The sequence below is a fragment of the Nocardioides sp. NPDC006273 genome (assembly GCF_040613495.1).
In the GTDB taxonomy this organism is placed as follows: domain Bacteria; phylum Actinomycetota; class Actinomycetes; order Propionibacteriales; family Nocardioidaceae; genus Nocardioides.
In genome coordinates, this window is sequence record NZ_JBEXSD010000058.1 from 15366 (window position 1) to 41226 (window position 25861).

22 protein-coding genes are annotated in these 25861 nt (G+C 68.5%); 7 read left to right on the forward strand and 15 right to left on the reverse strand.

Translation table 11 applies throughout. From position 1 onward, the window contains the following. Positions 1-1284 (forward strand): ABC transporter permease, encoded by a 1284-nt coding sequence (locus tag ABZZ22_RS21640; protein ID WP_354935680.1) that lies wholly within the window; start codon positions 1-3, stop codon positions 1282-1284. Positions 1285-1358: 74 nt separating this feature from the next. On the opposite strand, the gene ABZZ22_RS21645 is transcribed toward ABZZ22_RS21640, so the two are convergent. The 8 genes from ABZZ22_RS21645 to ABZZ22_RS21680 all read right to left on the reverse strand — a co-directional run bounded on the left by ABZZ22_RS21645 (position 1359) and on the right by ABZZ22_RS21680 (position 11810). Further along, positions 1359-2561 (reverse strand): amidohydrolase, encoded by a 1203-nt coding sequence (locus tag ABZZ22_RS21645; protein ID WP_354935682.1) that lies wholly within the window; start codon positions 2559-2561, stop codon positions 1359-1361. 12 nt (positions 2562-2573) lie between these two features. Then, positions 2574-3554, reverse strand: coding sequence for a methylmalonyl Co-A mutase-associated GTPase MeaB (gene meaB / locus ABZZ22_RS21650; protein ID WP_354935685.1), 981 nt, complete (start codon positions 3552-3554; stop codon positions 2574-2576). 75 nt (positions 3555-3629) lie between these two features. Beyond that, positions 3630-4007, reverse strand: a complete 378-nt coding sequence (locus ABZZ22_RS21655) for a PIN domain-containing protein (protein WP_354935688.1) — start codon at positions 4005-4007, stop codon at positions 3630-3632. Beyond that, positions 4004-4261, reverse strand: a complete 258-nt coding sequence (locus tag ABZZ22_RS21660; protein ID WP_354935692.1) for a hypothetical protein — start codon at positions 4259-4261, stop codon at positions 4004-4006. Before ABZZ22_RS21660 ends, ABZZ22_RS21655 begins: the two co-directional genes overlap by 4 nt. A gap of 47 nt (positions 4262-4308) precedes the next feature. Continuing rightward, entirely contained in the window at positions 4309-6006 is a 1698-nt protein-coding gene (locus tag ABZZ22_RS21665) for a serine/threonine-protein kinase (RefSeq protein WP_354935695.1), read from the reverse strand. A 52-nt stretch (positions 6007-6058) separates the two neighbouring features. After that, on the reverse strand, positions 6059-8269 hold the full coding sequence (scpA, locus tag ABZZ22_RS21670; protein WP_354935698.1) for a methylmalonyl-CoA mutase: 2211 nt from the start codon (positions 8267-8269) through the stop codon (positions 6059-6061). Next, positions 8266-10041, reverse strand: coding sequence for a methylmalonyl-CoA mutase family protein (locus tag ABZZ22_RS21675; protein ID WP_354935701.1), 1776 nt, complete (start codon positions 10039-10041; stop codon positions 8266-8268). The genes scpA and ABZZ22_RS21675 overlap by 4 nt, the downstream gene beginning before the upstream one ends. Before the next feature lie 179 nt (positions 10042-10220). Continuing rightward, entirely contained in the window at positions 10221-11810 is a 1590-nt protein-coding gene (locus ABZZ22_RS21680) for a sulfatase-like hydrolase/transferase (protein ID WP_354935704.1), read from the reverse strand. 135 nt (positions 11811-11945) lie between these two features. On the opposite strand from ABZZ22_RS21680, the gene ABZZ22_RS21685 reads away from it, so the two are divergent. The 4 genes from ABZZ22_RS21685 (at position 11946) to ABZZ22_RS21700 (ending at position 16685) form a co-directional block, all read left to right on the forward strand. Next, complete coding sequence (locus ABZZ22_RS21685; protein WP_354935707.1) at positions 11946-13049, forward strand: glycosyltransferase; 1104 nt, start codon at positions 11946-11948, stop codon at positions 13047-13049. 108 nt (positions 13050-13157) lie between these two features. After that, complete coding sequence (locus tag ABZZ22_RS21690; protein WP_354935710.1) at positions 13158-13877, forward strand: succinate dehydrogenase cytochrome b subunit; 720 nt, start codon at positions 13158-13160, stop codon at positions 13875-13877. Positions 13878-13890: 13 nt separating this feature from the next. Next, positions 13891-15945 carry a fumarate reductase/succinate dehydrogenase flavoprotein subunit gene (locus ABZZ22_RS21695; RefSeq protein ID WP_354935713.1) on the forward strand — a complete coding sequence of 685 codons (2055 nt, stop codon included), beginning with the start codon at positions 13891-13893 and terminating at the stop codon, positions 15943-15945. Then, positions 15945-16685 carry a succinate dehydrogenase/fumarate reductase iron-sulfur subunit gene (locus ABZZ22_RS21700; RefSeq protein WP_354935716.1) on the forward strand — a complete coding sequence of 247 codons (741 nt, stop codon included), beginning with the start codon at positions 15945-15947 and terminating at the stop codon, positions 16683-16685. The genes ABZZ22_RS21695 and ABZZ22_RS21700 overlap by 1 nt, the downstream gene beginning before the upstream one ends. Before the next feature lie 132 nt (positions 16686-16817). On the opposite strand, the gene ABZZ22_RS21705 is transcribed toward ABZZ22_RS21700, so the two are convergent. Both ABZZ22_RS21705 and ABZZ22_RS21710 read right to left on the reverse strand, forming a co-directional pair. Next, entirely contained in the window at positions 16818-17564 is a 747-nt protein-coding gene (locus tag ABZZ22_RS21705; RefSeq protein WP_354935719.1) for a hypothetical protein, read from the reverse strand. Positions 17565-18020: 456 nt separating this feature from the next. Continuing rightward, positions 18021-18437, reverse strand: coding sequence for an organic hydroperoxide resistance protein (locus ABZZ22_RS21710; protein ID WP_354935722.1), 417 nt, complete (start codon positions 18435-18437; stop codon positions 18021-18023). 54 nt (positions 18438-18491) lie between these two features. Between ABZZ22_RS21710 and ABZZ22_RS21715 the strand changes: the two genes are divergently transcribed. After that, complete coding sequence (locus ABZZ22_RS21715) at positions 18492-18947, forward strand: MarR family transcriptional regulator (RefSeq protein ID WP_354935725.1); 456 nt, start codon at positions 18492-18494, stop codon at positions 18945-18947. A gap of 8 nt (positions 18948-18955) precedes the next feature. On the opposite strand, the gene ABZZ22_RS21720 is transcribed toward ABZZ22_RS21715, so the two are convergent. The 4 genes from ABZZ22_RS21720 to trpS are packed head-to-tail and all read right to left on the reverse strand — an operon-like array spanning position 18956 to position 21699. Then, a complete protein-coding gene (locus tag ABZZ22_RS21720) occupies positions 18956-19180 on the reverse strand; it encodes an SCO4848 family membrane protein (protein WP_292653253.1) in 225 nt (74 codons plus the stop codon). Beyond that, on the reverse strand, positions 19161-20063 hold the full coding sequence (locus ABZZ22_RS21725; RefSeq protein ID WP_354935728.1) for a YihY/virulence factor BrkB family protein: 903 nt from the start codon (positions 20061-20063) through the stop codon (positions 19161-19163). Before ABZZ22_RS21725 ends, ABZZ22_RS21720 begins: the two co-directional genes overlap by 20 nt. 49 nt (positions 20064-20112) lie before the next feature. Next, positions 20113-20637, reverse strand: a complete 525-nt coding sequence (locus ABZZ22_RS21730) for a 2'-5' RNA ligase family protein (protein ID WP_354935731.1) — start codon at positions 20635-20637, stop codon at positions 20113-20115. Positions 20638-20649: 12 nt separating this feature from the next. Further along, entirely contained in the window at positions 20650-21699 is a 1050-nt protein-coding gene (gene trpS, locus ABZZ22_RS21735) for a tryptophan--tRNA ligase (RefSeq protein ID WP_354935734.1), read from the reverse strand. A gap of 467 nt (positions 21700-22166) precedes the next feature. On the opposite strand from trpS, the gene ggpS reads away from it, so the two are divergent. Next, the gene (gene ggpS, locus ABZZ22_RS21740) at positions 22167-24422 is read left to right on the forward strand and encodes a glucosylglycerol-phosphate synthase (protein WP_354935737.1); all 2256 of its coding nucleotides are present in this window, start codon (positions 22167-22169) and stop codon (positions 24420-24422) included. A gap of 48 nt (positions 24423-24470) precedes the next feature. Here the strand turns inward: ggpS and ABZZ22_RS21745 are convergent, their stop codons facing one another. Continuing rightward, the gene (locus ABZZ22_RS21745) at positions 24471-25673 is read right to left on the reverse strand and encodes an MFS transporter (RefSeq protein ID WP_354935740.1); all 1203 of its coding nucleotides are present in this window, start codon (positions 25671-25673) and stop codon (positions 24471-24473) included. Positions 25674-25861 lie beyond the last annotated feature (188 nt).

Sequence of the window (25861 nt, forward strand, 5' to 3'; positions counted from 1 at the left end):
GTGTCTGCTGTCGATCTTCCGGTCCAGGCCGACGCCACGGGCGTCGCCGAACGCATCCCCGGCCTCTGGAAGCCGCCGATCGTCATGGGCGTGTTCACGATCCTGGTGGCCCTCCTCGTCCTGGTGGGCCCTCGCGAGGGTGACTCCACCTTCCGGTGGAGCCGGGAAGGCGACTGGTTCGCCATCCCGGACGTCTCGCTCCCTGCCAACGGCATCGTCTGGGCCGCTGTGCTGCTATGCCTGCTCTGCACGGCGTTCGCTGCCTGGCGGTCCTACTCCAGGCTCAAGACGCCCCTGGTGGTGGTCGCTGCCTTCGCCGTGTTCGCGGTGAGCGGCTTCCTGGCCTGGGCGGTCGCGGGCAAGACGCTTCCCATGGTCGGTCTGCTCGCCGGTGCGCTCGCGCTCGCGGTGCCGCTGGTGTTCGGTGCTCTGGGCGGCGTACTCGGTGAGCGTGCGGGCGTCGTCAACATCGCCATCGACGGGCAGCTGCTCTTCGGCGCCTTCGGCGCGGCGATCACCGCCTCGCTCACCGGCTCGGCGTGGGCGGGACTGGTCGCGGCGATGGTCGCCGGCATGCTCGTCGCGCTGCTGCTCGGCCTGTTCGCGATCACCTACTGGGTGGAGCAGGTCATCGTCGGCGTCGTCCTCAACGTGCTGGTGATCGGGTTCACCAGCTTCATGTTCTCCCAGGTCCTCTCGGAGAACGCCGGCGCGCTCAACAACCCTCCGCACTTCCCGCGCCTGGAGATCCCGCTGCTGTCCGGCATCCCGGTCCTCGGGCCGATCTTCTTCCGCCAGACCGTGCTGGTCTACGTGATGTACGCGGCGGTCTTCCTCGTCTCCTGGGCGCTCTACCGTTCCAAGTGGGGCCTGCGGGTGCGCGCGGTCGGCGAGCACCCGAAGGCCGCCGACACCGTCGGCATCGACGTGATCGCCACTCGCTATCGGACGGTGCTGCTGGCCGGCGCGATCGTCGGCATCGGCGGGGCGACGTACACGCTCGTCTCGGTGCCGTCCTTCGGTCGTGAGATGACCGGCGGTGCGGGCTATATCGCCTTGGCTGCGGTCATCTTCGGCAAGTGGGACCCGATCAAGGCCACCCTCGCTGCGCTGCTGTTCGGCTTCGCCACCAACGTCGAGTCGGTGCTCTCCGTCATCGGCTCGCCGGTGCCGTCGCAGTTCATGCTGATGCTGCCCTACGTGGTCACGATCTTCGCCGTCGCCGGCCTGGTCGGGCACTCACGTGCACCAGCCGCCGACGGCGTGCCTTATCGAAAAGGCTGACCAGCCGAAACTGCACTTGTGGGCGACGAAACTGCCGTTTCGTCGCCCACAGGTGATTTCTCGGCTCGCCATTTCTACCGATTCGTCGGGGTGAGGGCGAGGGCGCGATGGGCGGCGGCGGCCAGGACCTTGGCGCCGACGCCGACCGCGCGCTCGTCGATGCGCAGGTCGCCCTGGTGGAGGTCGTAGGTGGGGCCGCCGGGGGTTCGTACGCCGAGGCGGAACATCGAGCCCGGAACCTGCTCCTGATACCAGCCGAAGTCCTCGCCACCGAGGCTCTGCGCGGTGACGACCCCGCCCCGCTCACCGAGGACGTCACGGACCGTGTCGACGAGGATCTGGTGGGACTCCTCGTCGTTGCTCACCGGCGGGACGCCTCGGGTGTAGTCGACCGCAGCCGTCACGCCGTAGGGCGCGATGATCTCCGCGACGACCTCGCGCACCACGTGCTCGACCTCGCTCCAGGCGTCGCTGTCGAGGATCCGGACCGTCCCCCCGACAGTGCCGTGGGCGGGGATCACGTTGTGGGCCAGGCCGGCCGCGACCTTGCCCCACACCACGCTGATGCCAGCTCGGGGATCCATCCGCCGGCTCAGGATCACCGGCAGCTCGGTGGTCACCTTGGCGAGCGCGAAGACCAGGTCACCGGTCAGGTGCGGGCGCGAGGTGTGGCCGCCGGTGCCGCTGAGATGCACGTCGATCACGTCGGACGCGCTGGTCAGCGAACCGGAACGAAGCCCGACGCGCCCGACGTCCACGGTCGGGTCGCAGTGCAGCGCGAAGATCCGCTCCACGTCGTCGAGCGCACCCAGGCTCATCAGGTGCAGCGCGCCACCGGGCATGACCTCCTCGGCGGGCTGGAACAGCAGGCGTACGCCCCCTGGCAGCGGTGACTTCCGGTGCAGGTCGGCCAACGCCAGACCGGCACCGAGCAGGGCCGTGGTGTGCACGTCGTGGCCACAGGCGTGGGCGACCCCGGGGACGGTGCTCGTCCAGACGTCGGTGGTGACGTCGTCGACGGGCAGAGCGTCCATGTCGCCGCGCAGCGCGACGACCCTCGAGGCCGCCCCGTCCCCGCCCAGGTCGGCGACCAGCCCGGTCGTGGACGGTCGCTCGACCTGCCAGCCGGCCTTCTCCAGCCGCTCGACGATCAGCTCGGTGGTGCGATGCTCCTGCCAGGAGAGCTCCGGGTGCGCGTGGATGTCGCGGCGCAGGTCGATCAGCTCGGCGTCGTAGGCATCGACTCGCTCGGCGAGGAAGGCAGCAGGCTCCAGCATGGTTCAGCCAGACTAATCGTTGTCGTAGGCGGCGAGGATCCGGTCGGCAGCGACGGTCGCCGGAAGATCTCCGGAGAGCACCTCGGCACGCACCTGGTCGCGGATCGCCTTGACGCCTTCGGAGTGCTTGAGCCGCTGGTCGAGCTCGTCGCGGACGAGCGCCCAGGTGAAGTCGAGCTGCTGCTCGGCGCGCTTGGTGCGCAGGCCGTCATCGCCGAGGTGGTCGCGGTGCGCCAGCACCTGCTCCCAGACCGAGTCGACCCCGTCGTCGTGCAGCGCCGAGGCGGTGACCACCGGGGGCGCCCACTCCTCGCGCGAGCGCACCAGCCGGAGCGCACCGGCGAGCTCGCGCGCGGCCGCACGCGCCTCCTGGGCACGGTTGGGGTCGTCGGGGTCCGCCTTGTTGACCGCGATCACGTCGGCGATCTCCAGGATGCCCTTCTTGATGCCCTGCAGCTGGTCGCCGGTGCGCGCGATGGTGAGGAACAGGAACGTGTCCACCATCCCCGCGACCGTCACCTCGGACTGACCGACGCCGACCGTCTCGACCAGCACCACGTCGTACCCGGCAGCCTCCAGCACCGCCATCGCCTGCACGGTCGCCCGGGCGACCCCGCCGAGCGTCCCGGCGGACGGCGAGGGCCGGATGAAGGCGTTGGGGTCCACCGAGAGTCGCTGCATGCGCGTCTTGTCGCCGAGGACGGAGCCGCCGGTGCGTACCGAGGACGGGTCGACCGCCAGCACCCCGACCTTGAGGCCGTTGGCGGTCAGCCGGCTGCCGAGCGCCTCGATGAAGGTCGACTTGCCGACCCCCGGAACGCCGGAGATCCCGACCCGCACGGTGTCGCCCGCCGGGAGCTTGGTGAGCAGCTCGCGCGCGATGTCGCGGTGCTGCGGCTTGGTCGACTCCACCAAGGTGATCGCCCGTGACACCGCCGCCCGCTTGCCGTCGCTGATGCCGTCGAGAAGGTCTTGTACGTCGGGCCCTGGCATGGCCAGCACCTTAGCCAATTCGTCGAGCCCTGGGCGGCCCGACTCGACCAGCAGAGCCTGGCGGGCACCAGTACGTCACGGCAGGACGTGAAGCCCACGGCTTCGCGCGACGTCGCGAAGCCGCTCGTCGAAGCTCGCCAGCGACGCCGCGTGCGCGGTGGCGGCCATGAGGACACAGCAGTCCGGCATCTTGAGCGGCGTGGATACTCGCATGTCGGCCAACTGACGCGCTTCGTCGGGCACCCGCTCCAACTCACGGATCCCGATCGCGGTGACCTTGTCGATAAGTTCCACGGCCCGCCCCTCCCGGGTCGGCCGAACCAGCACCTCGGCGAGAGTCAAGGTATGGATCCGGTAACGTTCCGTCGTCGAGAGCACCTTCAGCGCTTGGACGTGATGGACATCAGACTCGTCGAGATAGGCGATCAGCACGCTCGCATCGAGGACGATCAAGCCGGCCAGTCCTCGCGCAGCTCGTCGAGGTAGCCCTCACCGAACCCGAAGCCCCCAGCGTTGGCTTCGACCACGCGACGCCGTTCAGCGAGCTGATCGGCCTCCTCTCGTTCGAGGGCCTTCGCCCCCTCCTCGGCAAGGGCCGCGATCAGTGCGCTGCGGGACTTCCCGGGCCAACGACGTTCCGCTGCCTCGAGGGCAGCAGCCAGTTCATCGGTTTCGGTCACCTGATGACGCGGACGAGAAGTGGGCATACACGAAGTGTACCACTGAAAGTATGGGTGGTACACCACTGTGGCTGTCAGCGAGGCCGTCCCAGGACTTCGCGGACGGCACCGGGCAACTGACCCGCTCGACCGTCATCCAGGGGCACCCAGGAAACCCCCATCTGCAGCGCGTACCAGGCGGCGGCCGCGGCGAGGATCGCCAGGGCGATGACGGCGACGACCCAGCGCTGCGGTGGCGAGGACGCGACGCGGACGATCGGGCCGATGGTGTCGCGGACCCGCTGCGAGGCGAGCCAGGCAGCGGACATGAAGGTCATCGCGGCGGCGTAGAGCGCGGCCGTCGGTGGCAGCCCGAGGACGTAACCAGCCACCGCGACGGCGGCCGCGATCACCCCGGTCAACACAGTCAGAACCACGGTTCCGGGGATGGCGCGCACCAGGTCCCACGGCGAGCGGACGAGCGCCCACATCCCGTCGTACCACTTGCGCCCGCGCGCCTCGCGGCGCTTCGACAGCTGGTCGGCGGCCAGGGATGTGGCCCGCACCAGCCAGACCCCGACGCAGAGCAGGGTGACCCCCGGGACCGGGTACGCAGCCACGACCCCGGCAAGGATCGCGGCGAGCACGACCAGGACCAGGAAGTGCCTCGGACCCGGCCAGCGTCTGAGGTTCTTGTGCTTGCTGGGCGGGCTCCACCTGGACTCGGGGTGCGGCGCCGGTGGCGGTGACTGCGGATCGAACCGGCGCACGACGACGGGCTCAGCAGACGCATCCGAGGCGGTCACCGCGGTCGGCGGCACCTCCTCCACCTCGGTCAGGGCATCACCGGCGGCGGCCGGGTCGACCAGCGTCGGCTTCGGCTGCACGGCGGCCACCGGCGCGGCGGCCAGCGGCATCGTCAGCGGCAGCACCTTGGTGACCGCCGCGGCACCACCGCAACCGGTCCACGCCACCTCAGGCTCCATCAGCCACTCGCGCAGCTCCTCGAGACCGGGTCGGTCCGCGGGATCGGTCGCCAGCGCCGCCGCCAGGACCTCGCGCATCGACCCGTCGACTCCGTCGAGATCGTGCTGGCCGCGGCGTACGCGATCCAGGACCGCCATCGACGGTCCGGTGCCGAACGGGGGCCTGCCCAGCAGCGCATAGGCCGTGGTGGCCGCCCACGAGTGCACGTCGCTGGCGGCCGTCGCCGGCACCCCTTCCAGGATCTCCGGCGCCAGATAACCCGGCGTGCCGACCAGCCAGCCGGTCAGCGTGATCTTGGGATCGTCGGCGACCCGGGCCAGCCCGAAGTCGATGAGCACCGGCGTACGCCCCTCCATCACGACGTTGGACGGCTTCACGTCACGGTGCAGCACGTCGGCGTCGTGACACGCCGCGACCCCTGCGGCCAGGCAGCGCGCCAGCCAGAACCGGTCCTCGCCACGGACGGGCCCGTCGTCCTTGATCCGGTCGTGGAGGGTCGGCCCCGGCACGTAGCGGGTGGCGACGTAGGGATGGTCCCCATAAGGGTCGGCGTCGAGGATCTCGGCGACCCAGGGGCTGTTCACCTGCCCCAGCGACCGGACCTCGCGCTCCAGCCGGGCGCGAGTCTCCTCGTCCCCCACGACATGGGTGCGCAGCACCTTCAGCGCCACCCGCTCGCCGGTCTCCTCGTGGCGAGCCAAGTGGACGACGCCCATGCCGCCCTCACCGAGCCTGCTGAGGATCTCGTAGGCCCCGACCCTCATCAGCCCGTCCCCGTATGCCCGCCCGGGGCGTAGGTCCGTCACACCTTGAGGCTAGACGAGCCCGACGCCCCAGGCGTGGACATATTCGCGACGGTCAGTGATCGAGCTGCTCCCGCAGGCGTCCGAGGAGATCGATGGCGGAGTCGGCGATCACGGTGCCCGGGAGGAAGACCGCGGCCGCACCCATCTGCTCGAGCGTGGCCACGTCGTCGGGCGGGATGACCCCGCCGATGACGATCATGATGTCCGGGCGTCCCTGCTCCTCCAGCGCCGCCTTCAGCGCGGGGAGCAGCGCGAGGTGACCGGCAGCCAGCGACGAGACACCGACGATGTGTACGTCGGCGTCGACCGCCTGCTGCGCGACCTCCTCGGGCGTGGAGAACAGCGGGCCTACGTCGACGTCGAAGCCGAGGTCGGCGAAGGCCGTGACCACGACCTTCTGGCCACGGTCGTGGCCGTCCTGGCCCATCTTCGCGACCAGGATCCGCGGGCGGCGACCCTCGGCCTCCTCGAACTCCTTGGTCGCCGCCAATACCTCGGTGACCTTCGAGTCACCCGACGTCGTCGCCTCGTCCCGATACACACCGGAGATGGTACGGATGACGGCCTGGTGGCGTCCCCACGCCTTCTCCATCGCGTCGGAGATCTCCCCGACGGTCGCCTTGGCACGAGCCGCGTCGACGGCCAGCTTGAGCAGGTTGCTGTCAAGCCCGGGGGTCGAGCCTGTCGAGACCCCGGTGGGCTCGCTCGTCGAACCGGCGGCGTTCGTGATGGCCTCCAGGGTGCGGCGTACGTCCTCGTCGTCTCGCTCCGCGCGGAGCCGCTCAAGCTTGGCGAGCTGCTGCTTGTAGACCTGGTCGTTGTCGACCCTGAGCACGTCGAGCTTGTCCTCGGAAGGAAGCCGGAAGGTGTTGACGCCGATCAGCTTCTGAGCACCGGAGTCGAGGCGCGCCTGGGTGCGAGCCGCGGCCTCCTCGATGCGCATCTTCGGGATGCCCTGCTCGATCGCCTTGGCCATCCCGCCGGCCGCCTCGGCCTCCTGGATGTGGGCCCAGGCCCGCTCGGCGAGGTCGTGGGTGAGCTTCTCGACGTAGTAGGAGCCGCCCCACGGGTCGATGATCTCGGTGGTGCCGGACTCCTGCTGCAGCAGCAGCTGGGTGTTGCGGGCGATGCGGGCGGAGAAGTCGGTCGGCAGCGCGATCGCCTCGTCCAGCGCGTTCGTGTGCAGCGACTGGGTGTGGCCCTGGGTCGCGGCCATCGCCTCGATCGCGGTGCGGCCGACGTTGTTGAAGACGTCCTGGGCGGTCAGCGACCAGCCACTCGTCTGGGAGTGGGTCCGCAGCGACAGCGACTTCGGGTTCGACGGGTCGAACTGGCTCACGAGTCGGGACCAGAGCGCCCGAGCCGCGCGCATCTTGGCGATCTCCATGAAGAAGTTCATCCCGATCGCCCAGAAGAAGCTCAGCCGAGGCGCGAAGGCGTCGACGCCGAGCCCGGCAGCGAGACCGGTCCGCAGATACTCGACCCCGTCGGCCAGCGTGTAGGCGAGCTCGAGGTCAGCCGTCGCTCCGGCCTCCTGCATGTGATAGCCGGAGATCGAGATCGAGTTGAACCGAGGCATCTTCGCGGCGGTGTAGGAGAAGATGTCGCCGATGATCCGCATCGACGCCGCCGGCGGGTAGATGTAGGTGTTGCGGACCATGAACTCCTTGAGGATGTCGTTCTGGATGGTCCCGGCCAATTGCTCCGGCTTCACCCCCTGCTCCTCGGCGGCGGCGATGTAGAGCGCCAGCACCGGCAGCACCGCACCGTTCATCGTCATCGAGACGGACATCTCGTCGAGCGGGATGCCGTCGAAGAGCGTGCGCGTGTCGTAGATCGAGTCGATCGCCACGCCCGCCATGCCGACGTCGCCGCGCACCCGCGGGTGGTCGGAGTCGTAGCCACGGTGGGTGGCGAGGTCGAAGGCGACCGAGAGGCCCTTCTGGCCCGCGGCCAGGTTGCGCCGGTAGAACGCGTTGGACTCCTCCGCGGTCGAGAAGCCGGCGTACTGCCGGATCGTCCACGGCTGCGTCGTGTACATCGTCGGATACGGCCCGCGCAGGAACGGGCTCAGCCCGGGGAAGGTGTCGAGCGCGTCGAGGCCTTCGAGATCCGCAGGGCCGTACGCCGGCTGGATCTCGATGCCCTCGGGGCTCAGCCACGGCGTCCTGCCGGTCGAGCCGCCGAAGCCGCTCGGCCAGGGCAGCTCGCCGGCAGTGTCGCCCCCGAGCGGAAGGCCCTTGAAAGAGTCGGGGATGGTCATGAGAGCTTCTCCCTCGTAGCGGTCAGGAAGGCGAGTGCGTCGACGCCCATCGAGGCGGCGTCGTCCACCTCGGCGTCGACGGCGTCAGGCTTCCCGGCGATGATCACGTGCGTGGCACCCGCCTCGCGGAGGGCTTCGATCGCGTCCGCTCCCCATGCGGCGTACGTCTTGTCCGACCCGGCCAGGCAGACGACCGGCGGCGCGCCGGCCGAGCGGTACTTCCCGGCGAGCTCCTCGGTGTCGCTGGTCGCGCCCGCGACCTCGACGCCGATGCCGCCGGCGGCGAGCAGGTTGGTCGCGAAGGTCGCCCGGGCGGTGTGCTGGGCGACCGTGCCGATGGTGGCGAGGAAGACCTTGCCGGTGGCCGGGGTGTCACGCAGAGCCTCGAAGGAGGCGCCGTAGCGCACGGCCCGCTCGTTCAGCGGGTCTGCGGGCCGTTCGGGGAGCGTCTCGGCGAGGTTGGGGAACTCCGTGAGCCCGGTGATCGGCCGCTTGCGCCGCGCGATCGCCTTCTCCCGTTGGGCCGCGACCGCGGCGACCCGGTCCCGGAAGGGCGAGAAGTCGTGGCCGTGCTCCCACTCGTCCTCGAGTTCGATGAACGCCTCCCAGCCCGCGGCGGCCATATCGGCGGTCAGCTTCTCGACGGCGAAGGAGCCGCCGGCCGGGTCCGCGACGGCCGCGACGTGGGACTCGTCGATCAGCAGGTGGGACACGTTGCGGGCGATCCGGCGCCCGAACCCGTCCGGTACGCCGTTGGCGGAGTCGAAGGGCAGCACGGTCACCGCGTCGGCCCCGCCGACACCGGCGGCGAAGGCGGCGACGGTGCCGCGCAGCATGTTCACGTAGGGGTCGTACTTCGACAGCATCGGCCGCGAGCTCACCGCGTGGATGCGCATCTCCACGCCCTCGCACCCGGAGAGCTCGAGCACGCGGGACCAGAGCTGGCGGGCGGCCCGAAGCTTGGCGATCGTGGGGAACTGCTCGTCCGTCGCGGCGTAGCGGAACTCGATCAGCGCAGCCGCCACGGCGGGCGAGAACCCCGCCTCGGTCAGCGCGCGCAGGTAGGCGACGCCCACCGCGATCGACCAGCCGAGCTCCTGGACGTCGGAGGCGCCGATGTCATGGGCGGCCGTGGCGTCGACCACGATCGCGCGCACCCCGATCCCCTCGGCCAGGCGAGCGAGGTCGACCAGCTCGGCGAAGGCCTCGTCGGGCGCCAGCGGCAGGTCGCGCAGCAGCGCGCCCATCGGGTCGGCACCCAGGTTGGTCGCCGCGTGCAGGCCGGTGCCGCGCTCGGCGATCAGCGCGAGCAGGCCCTGTGCGACCTTGACCGCACCGATCGGCGCGTCGAGCACGATCGGCGCCAGGTCGAGGAGCACCTTGTCGAGTAGCACGGCGAGGTCGGTGGTCTCGTCGGCGGCGACCCACAGCGAGGAGACCCCACCGTCCAGGTCGACCAGGGCGGCCTCGTTGGCCGCCTTCGCGTCCATCCCCGAAAGGCCGGAGACGAGGGAGCGGATGTCCCAGGGGCCGGGGCGGGCGGGACGGGCCACGTCGGCGAAGGACGTGTCCGGCAGCCCGAGCGGGGCGATCCGGAGTCCGTCGAGCGAGGTGCGGGTCAGCTTGTCCCAGACGAGGGAGTCGGCGTCGTCGGACGTCAGCCGACCGCTCTTGCGGAGGACAGCAGCGGTCGCCGCCTCCCACTCTTCCTGGGAATGGGCGTCTGCCGGCTGGGCGAGGCGCAACGAGTCGTCGCGAACGGCGTCGTTCATGGGTCGAACCTTAGGCGGACGGAGTGGCGGTGACCACAAAGTGTGAGGTTTACAACCGCTAACTGAGATGCGGCATTGATCGAGACAGGTCACGTGCCCGCCCGCGCCCTTCCCCGGTGAGCCCAGGAGAGCAAGGCACGCCAGAGGCGCAGTGGCGGGGTAGTCCGACGTTGCGACCTTCAGAGCCCGGCGAGATCGAGCGGGCGGTCGGCCGCGTACATCTTCTTGGGGCAGCTGTCTCCGGAGCAGTCGCGATACTTCTCGGTCAGGTCCGCGAGGCGCGAGAGCGTCTTGGCGTGTGCCGAGTCATCGGCGAGGTTGTTCATCTCGTAGGGGTCGGCCACGCGGTCGTAGAGCTCGACGCCGCCGGTACTGAGCTCGACATAGGTCCACCGGCCCACACGCACGCCGGACCAGAGCCGCGAGGTCCCGTCGGAGGTCGGCCACGCCTCGATCGGGATGACGCGGGTCTGCTCGGGCGCACTCAGCCACGGGAGGATGTCGATGCCGTCGGGCTCGTGCGGGTCGTCGGCACCGGCCGCCGCGAGCAGGGTCGTGGCGATGTCGGGATTCGTGAGCGGCGTCCCCACCTCACGCCCCTTGGGCACCCCGGGCCCGCTCATCAGGACCGGGATCCCGAGGGTCTCCTGGTAGTACCAGAGCTTGCCGTTGAAGTTGTGGTAGCCGGTCGAGAACCCGTTGTCGGAGGTGAAGACGACCAGCGTCCGCGCCAGCTCACCGCTCGTCTTCAGCCCCTCGAGGAGAGAGGCGATGTTGCGGTCCAGGCTGCGCGCCGACTCGATCCGCCGCTGATGGGAGATCCGGTAGGCGTCCTTCTCGATCTGGGTCGGTCGCTTCCGCGACGGCGAGCCCTTGGGGAACTCCCGACGGTCCTCCGGGAACAGGTTGGGCTGCGGCGGGATCGGCTTGTCGGCGTACACGTCTCGGTCCTGCTCGTCCGGGACGGGAACACCGATCGCGCCCTTCGTGCCCGGGAAGCGCTGCTTGGGGTCGCCCTTCTCCGTCGGACCGCCGACGTGCGGCGCGACGTAGTTGACCCACTGGAACCACGGTTTCGCCTGGCCGTCCGGGTCGGCCCCCGATCGGGCAGCTCTCTTCTTGGCGTCCTTCAGCGCGGCCTGCGCCTGCTGGGTGATGACGGTGGTCGAGTAGCCCTTCGGCCTGACCAGGCGTCCGTTGACGTTGAACTTCGCGCCCAGGTAGTTGTAGGTCGACGGGTCGACGGTCGCGCGCCACTCGTCCCACCCCGGGGGTACGTCGCGCCGGCTCCCGTCCTCGCCGTACTCGTTGAGGTACTTCCCGGTGAACAGCGTCGTGTAGCCCGCATCCTGCAGCGAGGTGGCCAGGGTCTCGGAGTCGTCGAAGGACGGGTAGCCGCCGTCGGGACCGTGGATGGTGTGGGCGCCGTGGTTGTGGGCGTACTGCCCCGAGAGCAGGGAGGCTCGGGCCGGTACGCAGATCGGTGTCGGCGCGACCGCGTCGGTGAAGGTCACCCCGCTCTCGCCGACCAGCCGCCGCACGCTCGGCAGGTAGTCCATGTCGAGGGAGGAGAGGTCGTCGACCGTGATCATCAACAGGTTGGGCTTCTCGACCGGCATCTCGAAGGCCGGGGTCTTGGTCGAGCCCTGCCCTGCGACCCGCTCGGCGGACGGCTTCTGCGTCGGCTCCTCACCGCAGCCCGTGATCCCCACGATCCCGGCAACCGCGAGCGCAGCCGAAAATGTCCGGACCCGTCTGGATACCGCCACTGATAGTCCTCATCACCCTGGTCGTCGTCGCTGGGCCCGACCGGCCACGCGCAAAGCCTGCCACTACGCCGATGATTCATCCCAGATCAACGCACGTGTCGCGCTCCCGCCACCCCGGAGCAGGACGCTGGTGACATGAAGATGGCACTGGTCACCGAGAGCTTCTTTCCAACCATCGATGGTGTCACGACCACGGTGAAGGCCATCGCCGACCACATGATCGAGTCGGGCCACGAGGTGCGCTTCATCGCGCCCGGCCCAGGCCTGCCGGTCTATCGCAACAGCCGTGTCGTCCGGGTCTCGCCGATCGCCAAGACGGGCCGTCAGGTACGCGACGCACTGGAGTCCTTCGAGCCGGACGTCGTGGTCAGCTTCGACCCAGAGCGCCTGGGCCGCAAGGCACTCTCGTCGCCCAGCGCGGCCGACGCGACCACGCTGGTCGTCCAGCACTCGCCCGTCTCCCCCAAGGCGGCGCTCACCTGGAGCACCTCGATCGCCGCGTACGCCGACGAGATCTTCGTCACAAGCGAGTGGCTACGCCGTGTGCTCGCCGCGTTCGACGTACGTGCCGAGATCTGGGAGCCCGGGGTCGACACGGCCGCCTTCTCCCCCAGCCTGCGCGACGACTGGCTGCACCGCCGCTGGTCCAAGGCGAAGTCCCGCCCCACCCCGCTGGTCGTGGTCGGCTACGCAGGCAACCTGGCCAAGAACCACGGCGTACGCCGCCTCGCCGAGCTGACCACCGTGCCCGGTATCCGCCTGGTGATCATCGGCGACGGGCCGCAGCGCGGTTGGCTCGATCAGCGGATCCCGCAGGCCAAGCTGACCGGACCTCTGGGCACCGGCGACATGGCCATCGCGCTCGCCTCGCTCGACGTGCTCGTCCACCCGGGCGAGGAGGAGGGCTGCGGCCACATCCTGCGTGAGGCCGCGGCCAGCGCCATCCCGGTGGTCGCCCCGCGCGCCGGCGCGGCCGCAGAGATCGTCCAGCACCTGGAGACCGGCGTGCTCTACGACCCGGCCCGCAGCCGCGAGCTCGCCGACGCGGTCGCCTCGGTGGTCTCCGACCCCCGTCGACGTCTGCTCGGCGACCGTGGTCGTGAGCTGGTCGCGACGCGCCCCTGGACCGACGCCGTCGACGAGCTGCTGACCCGCGTGGTCTCGCTCGACGCGGCCCGCTCCTCACGATCTCACGCCACCGCGGCGACGAATGTCCGTCCGCCTGTTAGGCTTACCTAACTCAACGTGGCGATACTCGCCAGTAACTTCCCCCGCCCCAGCAGAGACTGAAATGTCACATACTCCCTGCGTACAAGTTCGGGTAGCGGGAGTAGTAGCGTGCGTGCCGTGGCAACCACGACTCTGATCAAAGGCGCGCGGTCGACGCGCTCGACGATCGCCCTGAAGCTCCTTATGGCGGCCAGCGGCATCGTCTTCATCCTGTTTGTGCTCACGCACATGTACGGCAACCTCAAAGCCTTCAGCGGCGAGCTGGCCTACAACGAGTATGCCGAGCACCTGCGTACGTTCGGGGAGCCGATGCTGCCGTACGGCGGCCTCCTCTGGATCATTCGCGTGGTGCTGCTGGCCTCGCTGGTGGCTCACGTCGCTGCGGCGGTGGCGCTCTGGAAGCGTGCCCACGCGCAGCGGCCGGTGAAGTACGCGGTGAAGAAGAACAAGGCTTCGTCGCTCTCCTCGCGCACCATGCGCTGGGGCGGCGTGGCCCTGCTCCTCTTCGTCGTCTGGCACCTGCTCCAGTTCACCATCGTGAAGATCAACGTGGGCGAGGGCGGACAGGGCGCGGAGATCACCGAGAACCCGTACCGACTGCTGACCGGGGCGTTCCAGCCCGAGCTGTGGTGGATGGTCCTCATCTACCTGCTCGCGATGCTCGCGCTCGGCTTCCACCTGCACCACGGCACCTTCAGCGCCATCCAGACGCTCGGGTTCACCAACACCGCTGAGTCGCGTGCCAGGGCCCGCGTCGCCGGCTGGGTCGTCGCGATCGTGATCGCCGGCGGCTTCTCGCTGGTCCCCCTGTTCACCGTCTTCGGCGTCATCTCGTAAGGACATCTGACACATGGCTGCTGGAACCCACTACCTGCCCGGCCTCACCCCGACCAACGAGGCACCGGTCCAGAAATCCGACGACGCCGCTGGCTACTACGTGCTCGGCGAGAAGCTCGTCGACCCGAAGACGCCCACCGGGCCGATCGCGGATCGTTGGACGACCCGCAAGTTCGAGAACCGTCTCGTCAACCCGGCCAACCGGCGCAAGCTCGACGTCATCATCGTCGGCACCGGACTCGCCGGCGGCGCCGCTGCTGCCACCCTCGGCGAGGCCGGCTACAACGTGAAGTCCTTCTGCTACCAGGACTCCCCGCGTCGTGCCCACTCGATCGCCGCACAGGGCGGCATCAACGCCTCGAAGAACTACAAGTCCGACGGCGACTCCGACTACCGGCTCTTCTACGACACGGTCAAGGGCGGCGACTACCGCTCGCGCGAGTCGAACGTCTACCGCCTCGCCGAGGTCTCGACCAACATCATCGACCAGTGCGTGGCGCAGGGCGTCCCCTTCGCCCGTGAGTACGGCGGCCTGCTGGACAACCGCTCCTTCGGTGGCGTCCAGGTCTCGCGTACGTTCTATGCGCGCGGCCAGACCGGCCAGCAGCTGCTGCTCGGTGCCTACCAGGCCATGGAGCGCCAGGTTGCTGCCGGCACCGTCGAGCAGTTCACCCGCCACGAGATGCTCGACGTGATCATCGTCGACGACCGTGCCCGCGGCATCGTGGCCCGCAACATGGTCACCGGCGAGATCGAGACCCACCTGGCCGACGCGGTCGTGCTGGCCACCGGCGGCTACGGCAACGTCTTCTACCTCTCGACCAACGCGATGGGGTCGAACGTCATGGCTGCGTGGCGTGCGCACCGCAAGGGCGCCTACATGGCCAACCCCTGCTACACGCAGATCCACCCGACCTGCATCCCCGTCACCGGCGCACACCAGTCGAAGCTGACCCTGATGTCGGAGTCGCTGCGTAACGACGGCCGTATCTGGGTTCCGAAGAACGCCGAGGACTGCACCAAGGACCCGCGCGACATCCCCGAGGAGGACCGCGACTACTTCCTGGAGCGGATCTACCCGGCGTTCGGCAACCTGGTCCCCCGTGACATCGCCTCGCGTTCGGCGAAGTACATGTGCGACGAGGGTCGCGGTGTCGGACCGGAGGTCGAGGAGACCCAGCCCGACGGCTCGGTGAAGAAGTTCCGCCGCGGCGTCTACCTCGATCTCGGTGCCGCGATCGAGCGCCTCGGTCGCGACAAGATCGAGGAGAAGTACGACAACCTCCTCGACATGTACGCGCGGATCACCGGCGAGGACCCGTACGAGCGCCCGATGCGGATCTACCCCGCCGTGCACTACGTCATGGGCGGCCTGTGGGTCGACTACGAGCTGCAGACCAGCATCACCGGCCTGTTCTGCACCGGCGAGGCGAACTTCTCCGACCACGGCGCGAACCGCCTTGGCGCCTCCGCGCTGATGCAGGGCCTCGCCGACGGCTACTTCGTGCTGCCGAACACCATCACCGACTACCTCGCCGACGGGCCGTTCGACAAAATCGACGAGTCCCACCCGGCCGTGGTCGAGGCTCTCGACGGGGTCACGTCCCGGGTCGAGAAGCTGATGAGCATCAACGGCGAACGCTCCGTGGAGTCCATCCACAAGGAGCTCGGCCAGATCATGTGGGAATACTGCGGGATGGACCGCCGCGAGGAGGGCCTCAAGACGGCCATCGGCCTGATCCGGGAGCTCAAGAAGGAGTTCTGGACCAACGTCAAGGTCCTCGGCTCCGCCGAGTCGCTCAACCAGGACCTCGAGAAGGCCAACCGCGTCGCGGACTTCATCGAGCTCGGTGAGCTCATGTGCATCGACGCGCTCAACCGCCGCGAGTCCTGCGGTGGCCACTTCCGTGGCGAGTCGCAGACCGAGGAGGGCGAGGCCCTGCGTCACGACGACGAGTTCGCCTACGTCGCGGCCTGGGAGTTCGGCGGCGAGGACGGCGCCCCGATCCTCCACAAGGAAGACCTGATCTACACCGCCATCGAGATGAAGCAGAGGTCGTACAAGTAATGAAGCTGACGCTCAAGATCTGGCGGCAGGCCAACGCATCCGACAAGGGTGCGCTCAAGACGTACGCACTGGACGGCGTCTCGCAGGACATGTCCTTCCTCGAGATGCTCGACCTGCTCAACGAGCAGCTCCTGCACAACGACGAGGAGCCGGTCGCGTTCGACTCCGACTGTCGCGAGGGCATCTGCGGCACGTGCTCGCTGATGATCAACGGCGAGGCGCACGGCCCGGAGGTCACCACGACCTGCCAGCTGCACATGCGCTCGTTCAAGGACGGCGACACGATCACCATCGAGCCGTGGCGCGCCTCGTCGTTCCCGATCGTCAAGGACCTGATCGTCGACCGCTCCGCGTTCGACCGGATCATCCAGAACGGCGGCTACATCTCGGCCAACACCGGCTCGGCCCCCGAGGCCAACTCGGTGCCGGCACCGCGCGACAAGGCCATGCGGGCGTTCAACACGGCCACCTGCATCGGCTGCGGCGCCTGCGTCGCCGCCTGCCCCAACGGCTCCGCCGCGCTGTTCCTCGGCGCGAAGATCACCCACCTCGGTGAGCTTCCGCAGGGCCAGCCGGAGCGCTACTCCCGCGTGCAGACCATGGTCGGCCAGCACGACGCCGAGGGCTTCGGTGGCTGCACCAACATCGGCGAGTGCGCCTCCGCCTGCCCCAAGGAGATCCCGCTCGACGTGATCTCGCAGCTCAACAAGGACCTGCGCAACTCGATGATGCTCGGCTGACGCTCTGGATCCACCCGAAAGGGCCGCTCTCCCACCAGGGAGGGCGGCCCTTTCGCAATTTGGCGGATACGACGGGACGTACTTGTCGGTTACTGATGGGTAGGACGACAAGAACGTCCCGTCGTATCCCTCTCAGGCGACGCGGTTCTTCAGGAAGCGCTCTCGCTGGGCAGCCGTCAGGGATCGGCGCTGGTTCACCGTGACCGTCGGGGTCCACCATGCCGGCGGGTCCACGGTCCATCGGCGCTCCGGACGAAGGCGCAGCGCTCGCTCCCGCGCTTCCGTCGTACGCCGCAGAAACTGGGTCGGATCTCGCCGGTCGATCGATGTCATGGTGACGTACTCCAGCCCAGCCCTGCGGAAGAGACTCTCGCGCTGGATGTCGCTGGCTCGCCGCTCACCGGCGAGATGGAGGCCACCGTCGTACTCACCGACGACCCCGGCTTCGACATCGAGCAGGTCCGGCGTCCCGATGTGGTTGCCGGCGAGGTCGAATATCGGGTGGTTGCACAACGGATGCGGCAGCCCGAGGTCGAGCTGCCAGTGAAGCCGCATCTCGGGCTCCATCGGCGACCAGCTGTTCTCGTCGGCGAGCCCGATGGCCTGACGGAGCCGTTCCACTCCGTACCAGCCATTCAGCGTGCTGGCGTGGTCGATCAGTTCGGCGATCGACACGCTGTCCGTCTGCAGCGCCATGTCGAGAGCGACCACCGCACGCAGTAGGGACGGAGCGTGGCGCGCCTCGTACGCCGCCGACCGTAGCGGATGGGTCCCGTTGACGCCGTCGAGGACGACCCACTCCCTCAGCGACAGTCGCTCCGCCGTGAACTGGATGCCCGGCCGGGCTCGGTAGCGATGATTGGTGATGACGATCGGCACCGGTCTCGTGTTACCTCTTTCGTCGAGCCCGTCGAACCAGCGCGCTCCGGCCCAGGCGAAGACCGCCCATCCAGTGATGTGACCTCCTGGGACTTCGGTCGCAGCCTCCAGCACACGTTGCTGCGGCAGATCAGGGTCGACCGAGGTAGGTACGTACAGCCCGGGTCCGGTTCGCCGCCAGCCACTCCCCCGCACCTGCCGAGGCGTCGGCCCACTCTTCCCTCTCGGGTCCGCACGCACCGGCGCGACGAGCCCAAGCCCACGGTCCCCATGAGACGCCGGCCGAAACTGAGGGTGCCGAGTTGTCATAGCGAGATGATGAGCCGAACACGACGGTGTCGCACCCGCAAACCAGGCCCCTGTGGATAACCCGCCCGGGAGAACAGATACGACGGGACGTTCTTGTCGTCCTACCAGCCGGTAATGGACAAGAACGTCCCGTCGTATCCGCAGTGCTCAGGAGACGGTGAGCTTGACCTCGATGTTGCCGCGGGTGGCGTTGGAGTAGGGGCAGACCTGGTGGGCCTGCTCGGCTAGCTGCTGGGCGGTCGCGGCGTCGGCGCCGGGGATGGTCACCTCGAGCTGGACAGCGAGGCCGAAGCCGCCTTGACCGTTGTCGCCGATGCTCACGTCGGCGACGACCTCGGAGTCGGTCATGTCGACCTTGGCCTTGCCGGCGACCAGCTTGAGCGCGGAGTGGAAGCAGGCTGCATACCCAGCAGCGAAGAGCTGCTCGGGGTTGGTGGCGCCGCCGGCGCCGCCCATCTCCTTGGGGATACGGACGTCGGCGTCGATGAGGCCGTCGGTGGACTGGACATGGCCGTTGCGGGCGTCGCCGGTGCTGACTGCGGTCGCTGTGTAGATCGGTGTCATGTGCACAACTATATTGTGCGCAACTCAATAGCGCAAGGGAGTAGACTGATCGATGTGTCCGGACGTACCTATCCGCAGCTCGCACTCGACCTGCAGCTCTGCTTTCCTCTGTACGCAGCGACCCGAGCCGTCACGAAGCGCTACGTGACGCTGCTCAAGGGGACCGGCCTGACCTATCCGCAGTATCTGGTGATGCTGGTGCTCTGGGAGACCGAGGAGCCGCTCTCGGTCACCTCCCTCGGCCAGCGCCTGCGGCTCGACTCCGGCACCCTGACGCCGCTGCTCAAGCGCCTCGAGGCCGCCGGTCTGGTGCGGCGCGAACGCGACCCTGGTGACGAGCGCCGCGTGCTGGTCAGCCTGACCGAGGACGGCCGGGCCCTGGAGGAGCAGGTCGCCGGCGTCCCCCAGCAGCTCGGCGCGTCGATGGGGATCACCCGCGACGAGGCGCTCGCACTGCGCGACCAACTCACCGAGCTGGTCGACCAGCTCGACACGTCCGAGTCCGCCTGAGGACAGATCTATCCCTTGGTCAGCAGCCGCTGCACGCCCAGTTTGATCAGCAGGCCACCGAGGAGGACGTCGACCGCCACGAGCACCGCGTGAGCGATGTAGTAGGGCTTGGGACGGGTCTGCTCCGGGTCCTTGGCGGTCTTGACGAGGTTGCGGCCGAAGTTGGTCCAGATCGCGATCGTCCAGATCCCGATCACCAGGAGGAGCGCGCCGTCAGTCTTCTCGAGCTTCATGGTCCGACTCTCTCACGTCGGCGGGAGCCGCCCCTACGTAGGCGTAGCAGGCGGCGTAGAGGATCACCATCGAGGTGTAGTGGATCCAGACGACGAGGATGAGGGCGATGCCGAAGGCCTGGAAGGCCGGCTGCCCCTGGGTGGCCGTCAGCAGGATGGTCGAGGCCTGCTTGAGGATCTCGAAGCCGATCGCGCCGAGCAGCGCCCCCGCCCACAGGGCTCGCTTCGGGGTGTCCTTCTGCGGCGCGAGGTGGAACATCGAGAAGAAGAGCAGGGTGTTGGCCGCCAGACCGAGGACCAGGGTGAGCAGCACGATCAGCCAGCCGAAGCCCTCATCGAGGCCGATCCATTCCAAGACGTTGACCGAGAAGGTACGGATCAGGCCGGTGGCCGCGACCGCGACCAGCAGGATCAGGCCCAGCACGACCAGCGCGACCAGGTCACGGGCCTTGGCGGCCAGGAAGCCCGGCTGCTCCTCGTCGGGCACCACGAAGACCGCCTCGAGCGCCTTGCGCAGGCCGTCGACGAAGCCGAGACCGGCGTAGAGCAGACCGATGACACCGATGATCCCGACGGTGCCGGCAGCGCTCTCGATGTCGGCGATCTTCAGCTGCCCCGGGGCGTCGCCGACCAGCCCGGGCAGCACCTGGTCGATCGCATCGATCAGGTCGCTCTCGGCGCCGGCGTACACCTTCGCGATCTGACCCACGGCGAAGAACGCGAGCGCGAGGATCGGAAAGGTCGACAGGAAGCCGAAGTAGGTCATGGCCCCGGCCTGCTGGGCCGCGCCGACCTCCCCGTAGTGCTCCTGCGTACGCAGCACCCGGTCCAGCGCCGGGAAGCGCTCGCGCAGCTCGGCGATCTTCGCCTTGATCTTCTCCATGAGTACCCCCGAGGTCCCATCCGTTGATCGTGGGCGGAAGTGGCCCGCCTCAGCCGGTAAGTGCTGCTCTCAGTGCGAACTCCCGAGTCGGGCGCCAGCCATCCGTGTCGTCGTGCACGTAGAGGTGGAACTCCTCGACCGTCCACTCGCACTCGAAGTCGGCCAGCTCACCGAAAGCCTTGTCGAGGCTAGCGTCGGGAAGGTCGTGAGCGATCGTGACATGCGGGTGATAGGGAAACGTGAGCTTCTGATCGAGCGGCCCCTGCCGGACGGTGTTGGCCAGCTGCTCACAACCCGAGATGCCCTGCACCACGGCGACGAACACCACCGGCGAGACCGGCCGGAAGGTGCCGGTGCCGCGCAGGTGCACTCCGAACGGCGCGACCCGCGAGGCCGCGGACTCGAGGTGGCTCTCGACGTCCGGCAGGAGATCGTCGTGGATCTCCGTCGGTGGCACGAGCGTGATGTGCGTCGGGATCATGGTCGCCGTGGCGTCCCCGAGAGACGTCCGGTAGTCCTGGAGCTGGCTTGCCCATGGCTCCGGGATAGCGATGGCAACACCGATGGTGCGCATGCGCCGACCTTACTAGCCGAGGGGCCGGTCGTGGGGCAGAGCGGGGGCCACAAGACCAACCCGCTCGTAGACGTCGGCCAGAGTCTTGCGGGCGACCACGCCCGCCTTCTCCGCACCCTGCTCCAGGATGCCGTCGAGATAGGCCCGGTCCTCGAGGATCTGATGCGTCTTCTCCCGGAACGGCGTGACGTAGTCGACGACGACCTCGGCGAGATCCTTCTTGAGGTCGCCGTAGCCCTTGCCGGCGTACTTGCCGACCAGGGTCTCGATGTCGGAGCCGGTCAGCGCGGAGTAGATCCGGAGCAGGTTGGAGACACCCGGCTTGGCCTCCTCGTCGAAGCGGATCTCCATCTCCGAGTCGGTGACCGCGGAGCGGATCTTCTTCGCCGAGGCCTTCGGGTCGTCGAGCATGTCGATCAGGCCGTTCGGGCTCGAGGCCGACTTGGACATCTTGATCGCCGGGTCCTGGAGGTCGTAGATCTTCGCGACCTCTTTGAGGATGTAGGGCTCGGGAAGCCGGAACGTCTTCTTGTAGCGGCTGTTGAACCGCTGCGCGAGGTCTCGGGTCAGCTCGAGGTGCTGGCGCTGGTCCTCACCGACAGGGACGTACGCCGGGCGGTAGAGCAGGATGTCGGCGGCCATCAGCATGGGGTAGGAGAAGAGGCCGACTGAGGCGGAGCCTTCACCGCCCTTGGCGGACTTGTCCTTGAACTGGGTCATCCGCCGGGCTTCGCCGAAGGAGGTGATGCACTGCATCACCCAGCCGAGCTGGGCGTGCTCGGGAATGTGGGACTGGACGAAGACGGCGGACCGCTCCGGGTCGACACCGGCGGCCAGGAGCTGGGCGGCGGCCCGCCGCGTACGCTCCCGGAGCACCTTCGGGTCCTGCTCGACGGTGATCGCGTGCAGGTCGGCGATGAAGAAGAACGGCTCGTGCTCCTCCTGCAGGCTCACCCACTGCCGGACCGCGCCGAGATAGTTGCCGAGGTGGTAGGAGTCCGCGGTCGGCTGGATGCCGGAGAGGACCCTGGGCCTGGTCGTAGGAGCGGTGCTGCCGGTCATGTGCGCATTCTGTCAGCCACCCGCCGAAAGGCTCGAAATGGTGGGAGGAAGTGTATCGAGGACCGAACTGTACGAACTGTGGATCCTGCCCGCGGCACTGATCTGCGTGCCGGCCATGGGCCTCGGCGCCCCCCGTGATCAACGTCGAGGACCATGGTCGCCCGCAGTCTTGGAGGCCGCGGGCAGGATCCGCATGACCCATCAACGACAGATCCTCGGTGGGGTTATCGAACAGATGCAGCCAATTTTTACGAGTTTGTGGACCTCTTGAGAGGCTCTACTCAACGAGGATTCGATGGACCGTCAAATCCCCGTTCCCGGGCTGACATCCTCTCCTGTTAACGTGGTGGGTCGACCCGCGGATCCTCCAAGGGGGTCCGCAGCCTCGGGCCAGCTGCCGAATCGGCCTCGAGGCCAGGCGACCCTCGAGGAGACTTGTGAACCCCACGTCCGCTGCCAATGCACGCATGCTGCTTGCGACCGATCTGGATGGAACCTTCCTAGCCGGCGACCCCGAAGCGAAGGTCAAGCTGTATCAAACGTTGAGCCGCCGCGAGGACGTACTTCTGTCTTTCGTCACCGGTCGTGGACTGGAGTCGGTGCTGCCGCTGCTGGCCGACCCGACCATCCCGACGCCCGACTTCATCATCTGCGACGTCGGGGCCACCATCGTGACCGGCCACGACCTGCTCGCCGTCGAGCCCATCCAGCAGGAGATCGCCAGCAAGTGGCCCGGCGAGCTCACCGTGCTCGAGAAGATCGGCGACCGCCCCGGACTGGTGCGCCAGAACGTGCCCCAGGACCGCCGGGTCTCGTACTTCTGCGACCCCGAGGCGGTCACCGACGACCTCGCGCCGCTGGTCGCGCAGATCGGTTGCGACCTGCTCTACTCCGCCAGCCACTACCTCGACGTGCTCCCCGGTGGGATCAACAAGGGACACACCGTCACGAAGCTCGTCGAGCACCTCGGCATCCCCAAGGACCGCGTCCTGGTCGCGGGCGACACCCTCAACGACCTGGCGATGTACGACATCGGGTTCCCGGGGGTCTGCGTCGGCGAGGCCGAGGACCTGCTGCTGGAGGCCACCCGCAGCAAGGAGCGTACGTTCCACGCCACCGCCCCCGGCACCGGCGGGATCCTGCAGGCGATCAGTCATTTCAACCTGCTCGACGACGAGCACATGTACGACCCGGAGAACGACGCCGACGACCCGGGGAAGTCCGACCTCGTCATGGTCTACCACCGCCTCCCCTATGACGAGGTCATCGAGGACGGGGAGGTCAAGCGCCGGCGACCGAAGTCGCCCAACGGCATCATCCCTACGCTGTTGTCCTTCTTCACCGAGCGCACCGGATCCTGGGTCGCCTGGTCGATCGACGACCCCAAGCGCGAGAAGTTCGCCACCCACACAGTGGTCGACCCCAAGCTCTATCCCGGCCTGGTGGCCTCCCGGCTGCCCCTGTCGAAGAAGGACGTCGACGTCTTCTACAAGCGCTTCTCCAAAGAGGCGTTCTGGCCGCTGCTGCACACCTTCTGGGAGCGCGCGAAGTTCAAGGAGGAGGACTGGAAGGTCTACTGCCGGGTGAACCGGGCCTTCGCCGAGCAGGCGGCGGCCGAAGTTGCGTACGGAGGCATCGTCTGGATCCACGACTACAACCTGTGGATGGTGCCGGCCTACCTGCGCGAGATGCGGCCGGACGTGAAGATCGCCTTCCTGCACCACACCCACTTCCCCGGAGCGGACGTGTTCAACGTGGTGCCGTGGCGCCGCGAGATCATCGGCTCGCTGCTGCAGTGCGACTACATCTCGTTCCACATCCCCCGCCAGGTCGAGAACTTCGTCGACGTGGCCCGCGGCGTGGCTCCGGTCGAGGTGATCGAGACGGAGGACTGTGCTCCCCGCTTCCGGACGTACGGCTTCGCGCTGGGCCTCGACGTCATGCCGTCGGTCATCGACGTCGGTGGACGTCGGGTGCATTTGGGCGCCAACCCGGTCAGCGTCGACACCGGGCGGATCGAGGAGACCCTGGCCTCCTCGGCGGTGCAGACCGCGGTCGCGCGGGTCAAGGGCGAGTTCGAGGGGCAGCGGATCGCGCTAGCGGTCTCCCGGCTCGACTACACCAAGGGCGTGCTCCAGCAGCTCGAGGCCTTCGAACGGGCGCTGCTCGAGGACCCGTCGTTGCTGGGCGAGCTGTCCCTGGTGCTGGTCTGCGTGCCTGCGGCCGGTGAGATGACCGTCTACAAGACGCTGCAGAACCAGATCGAGCAGGCCGTCGGGCGGATCAACGGCCAGTTCTCGCGGATGGGCTGGATGCCGGTGCACTTCTTCTTCCGGCCGATCCCGTTCGAGGAGCTGCTGGCCTACTACGCCAACGCCGACATCATGTGGATCACGCCGCTGCGCGACGGTCTGAACCTGGTCGCGAAGGAGTACGTCTCCGTCCACGGCCTCCTCGGCACGAGCGGCAGGCTGGTGCTCTCGGAGTTCGCCGGGGCGGCCGCCGAGCTGCGCGGCGCGGTGCTGACCAACCCCCACGACGTCTCCGACATGGTCCGGGTCTTCCTGCAGGCCGTCGACATGGACGACGCTGAGGCCAAGGACCGGATGCGGGGACTGTGGGACACCGTTCGCCACCACGACTCCAAGGCCTGGGCCGACGGGTTCCTCGCAGCGGTCGAGGCGGCCACCGCCACCGCTCCTGGTGACGAGGTCGAGCTCTAGAAGATTTCGCCGAGTCGGCGCGTTCTAACGCGCCGACTCGGCACTTCTTCACACTCGGCGCCGGTGGATGCGGGTGCTCCACAGCAGCACCAGCAGGCCGGCGACGGCCAGGCCGGCGCCGACCAGCGGAGCCTCGCGGGCACTCCAGACGTCGAGCGCCACCCCGCCGGCGAAGGCGCCGAGCGCGTTGGCGATGTTGAGGCTCGCGTGGTTCATCGCGGCGCCGAGGGTCACCGCATCGTCGGCGACGTCCATCAGGCGCACCTGCAGGTTGATCACCAGCACCGAGGCGATCGCCGTGGTCAGGAAGGCGACCGGCGCAAGCCACCACCCGGCCGGAGCGACCAGCCAGAAGAGCGTCAGCACCGCCACCATGCCGAGGCTGCTGAGGAGCAGTGAACCCAGCACCGACCAGCGCGCCAGCTCGCCCGCGACCCAGGTGCCGACGACCATGCCAACGCCGAAGGCGAAGACGAACCACGGCACCGCACCCGGCGCCAGCCCGGCCGTGCCGGTGACGATCGGGGCGATGTAGGAGTAGGCCGCGAACATTCCGCCGAACCCGATCGCGCCGGCGAGCATAGTCAGCCAGACCTGCTTGTTCGTGAAGAACCGGGTCGCCTCGCTGCGGCCGGTCGCGTTCGGGTCGCCTGGGAAGTGGGGCACCGAGAGCTGCACCAGGACCACAGTCAGCAGCGCGAGGCCTGCTGCGGCTGCGTACGGTGCTCGCCAGCCGGCGGTCTGTCCGAGCCAGGTCGCGAACGGGACACCGATCACGTTGGCGACCGAGAGCCCGAGCATGACCAGGGCGACCGCTCGGCCTCGGTGCTTCGGGGCGGCCATGGATGTCGCGACGATGGTGGCGACGCCGAAGTAGGCGCCGTGCGGCAGGCCGTCGAGGAACCTAGCGACCAGAAGCATCTGGTAGTCGACGGCGGCGGCGCTGAGCACGTTGAAAAGCGCGTACGCCGCCATCAGCGACAGCAGCAGCCCCTTGCGCGGAAGGTGAGCGACGAAGAACGAGAGGATCGGTACGCCGACCACCACCCCGACCGCGTAGGCGCTGATCAGGTGGCCGGCCGTGGAGGTGCCGACACCGACGCCCTCGGCGATCTCGGGCAGGACGCCCATGGTGACGAACTCGGTCGTGCCGATCGCGAACCCACCCATCGCCAGCGCGAGCATCGCGATCGTGAATCGGGCTGGGGTCACCGGCTTCGCGGCGGCCAGGGCGGGAGCGAGGTCGGTCACCACTGTTTAACCATGGCCGGTTCAGGGGCTATTCCTCGAACCGATGTGATCCACGTCCATGTCGAGGCGTCACTCCGGTCGGCCGAGTGGGCACTTGGTGATCTTCGCGCTGACCAGTCTGCTGGCCGGCTTCGCTCCGAACGTCGAGGTGCTCATCGGGCTCCGTGTGGTCTCCGCCATCGGTGGTG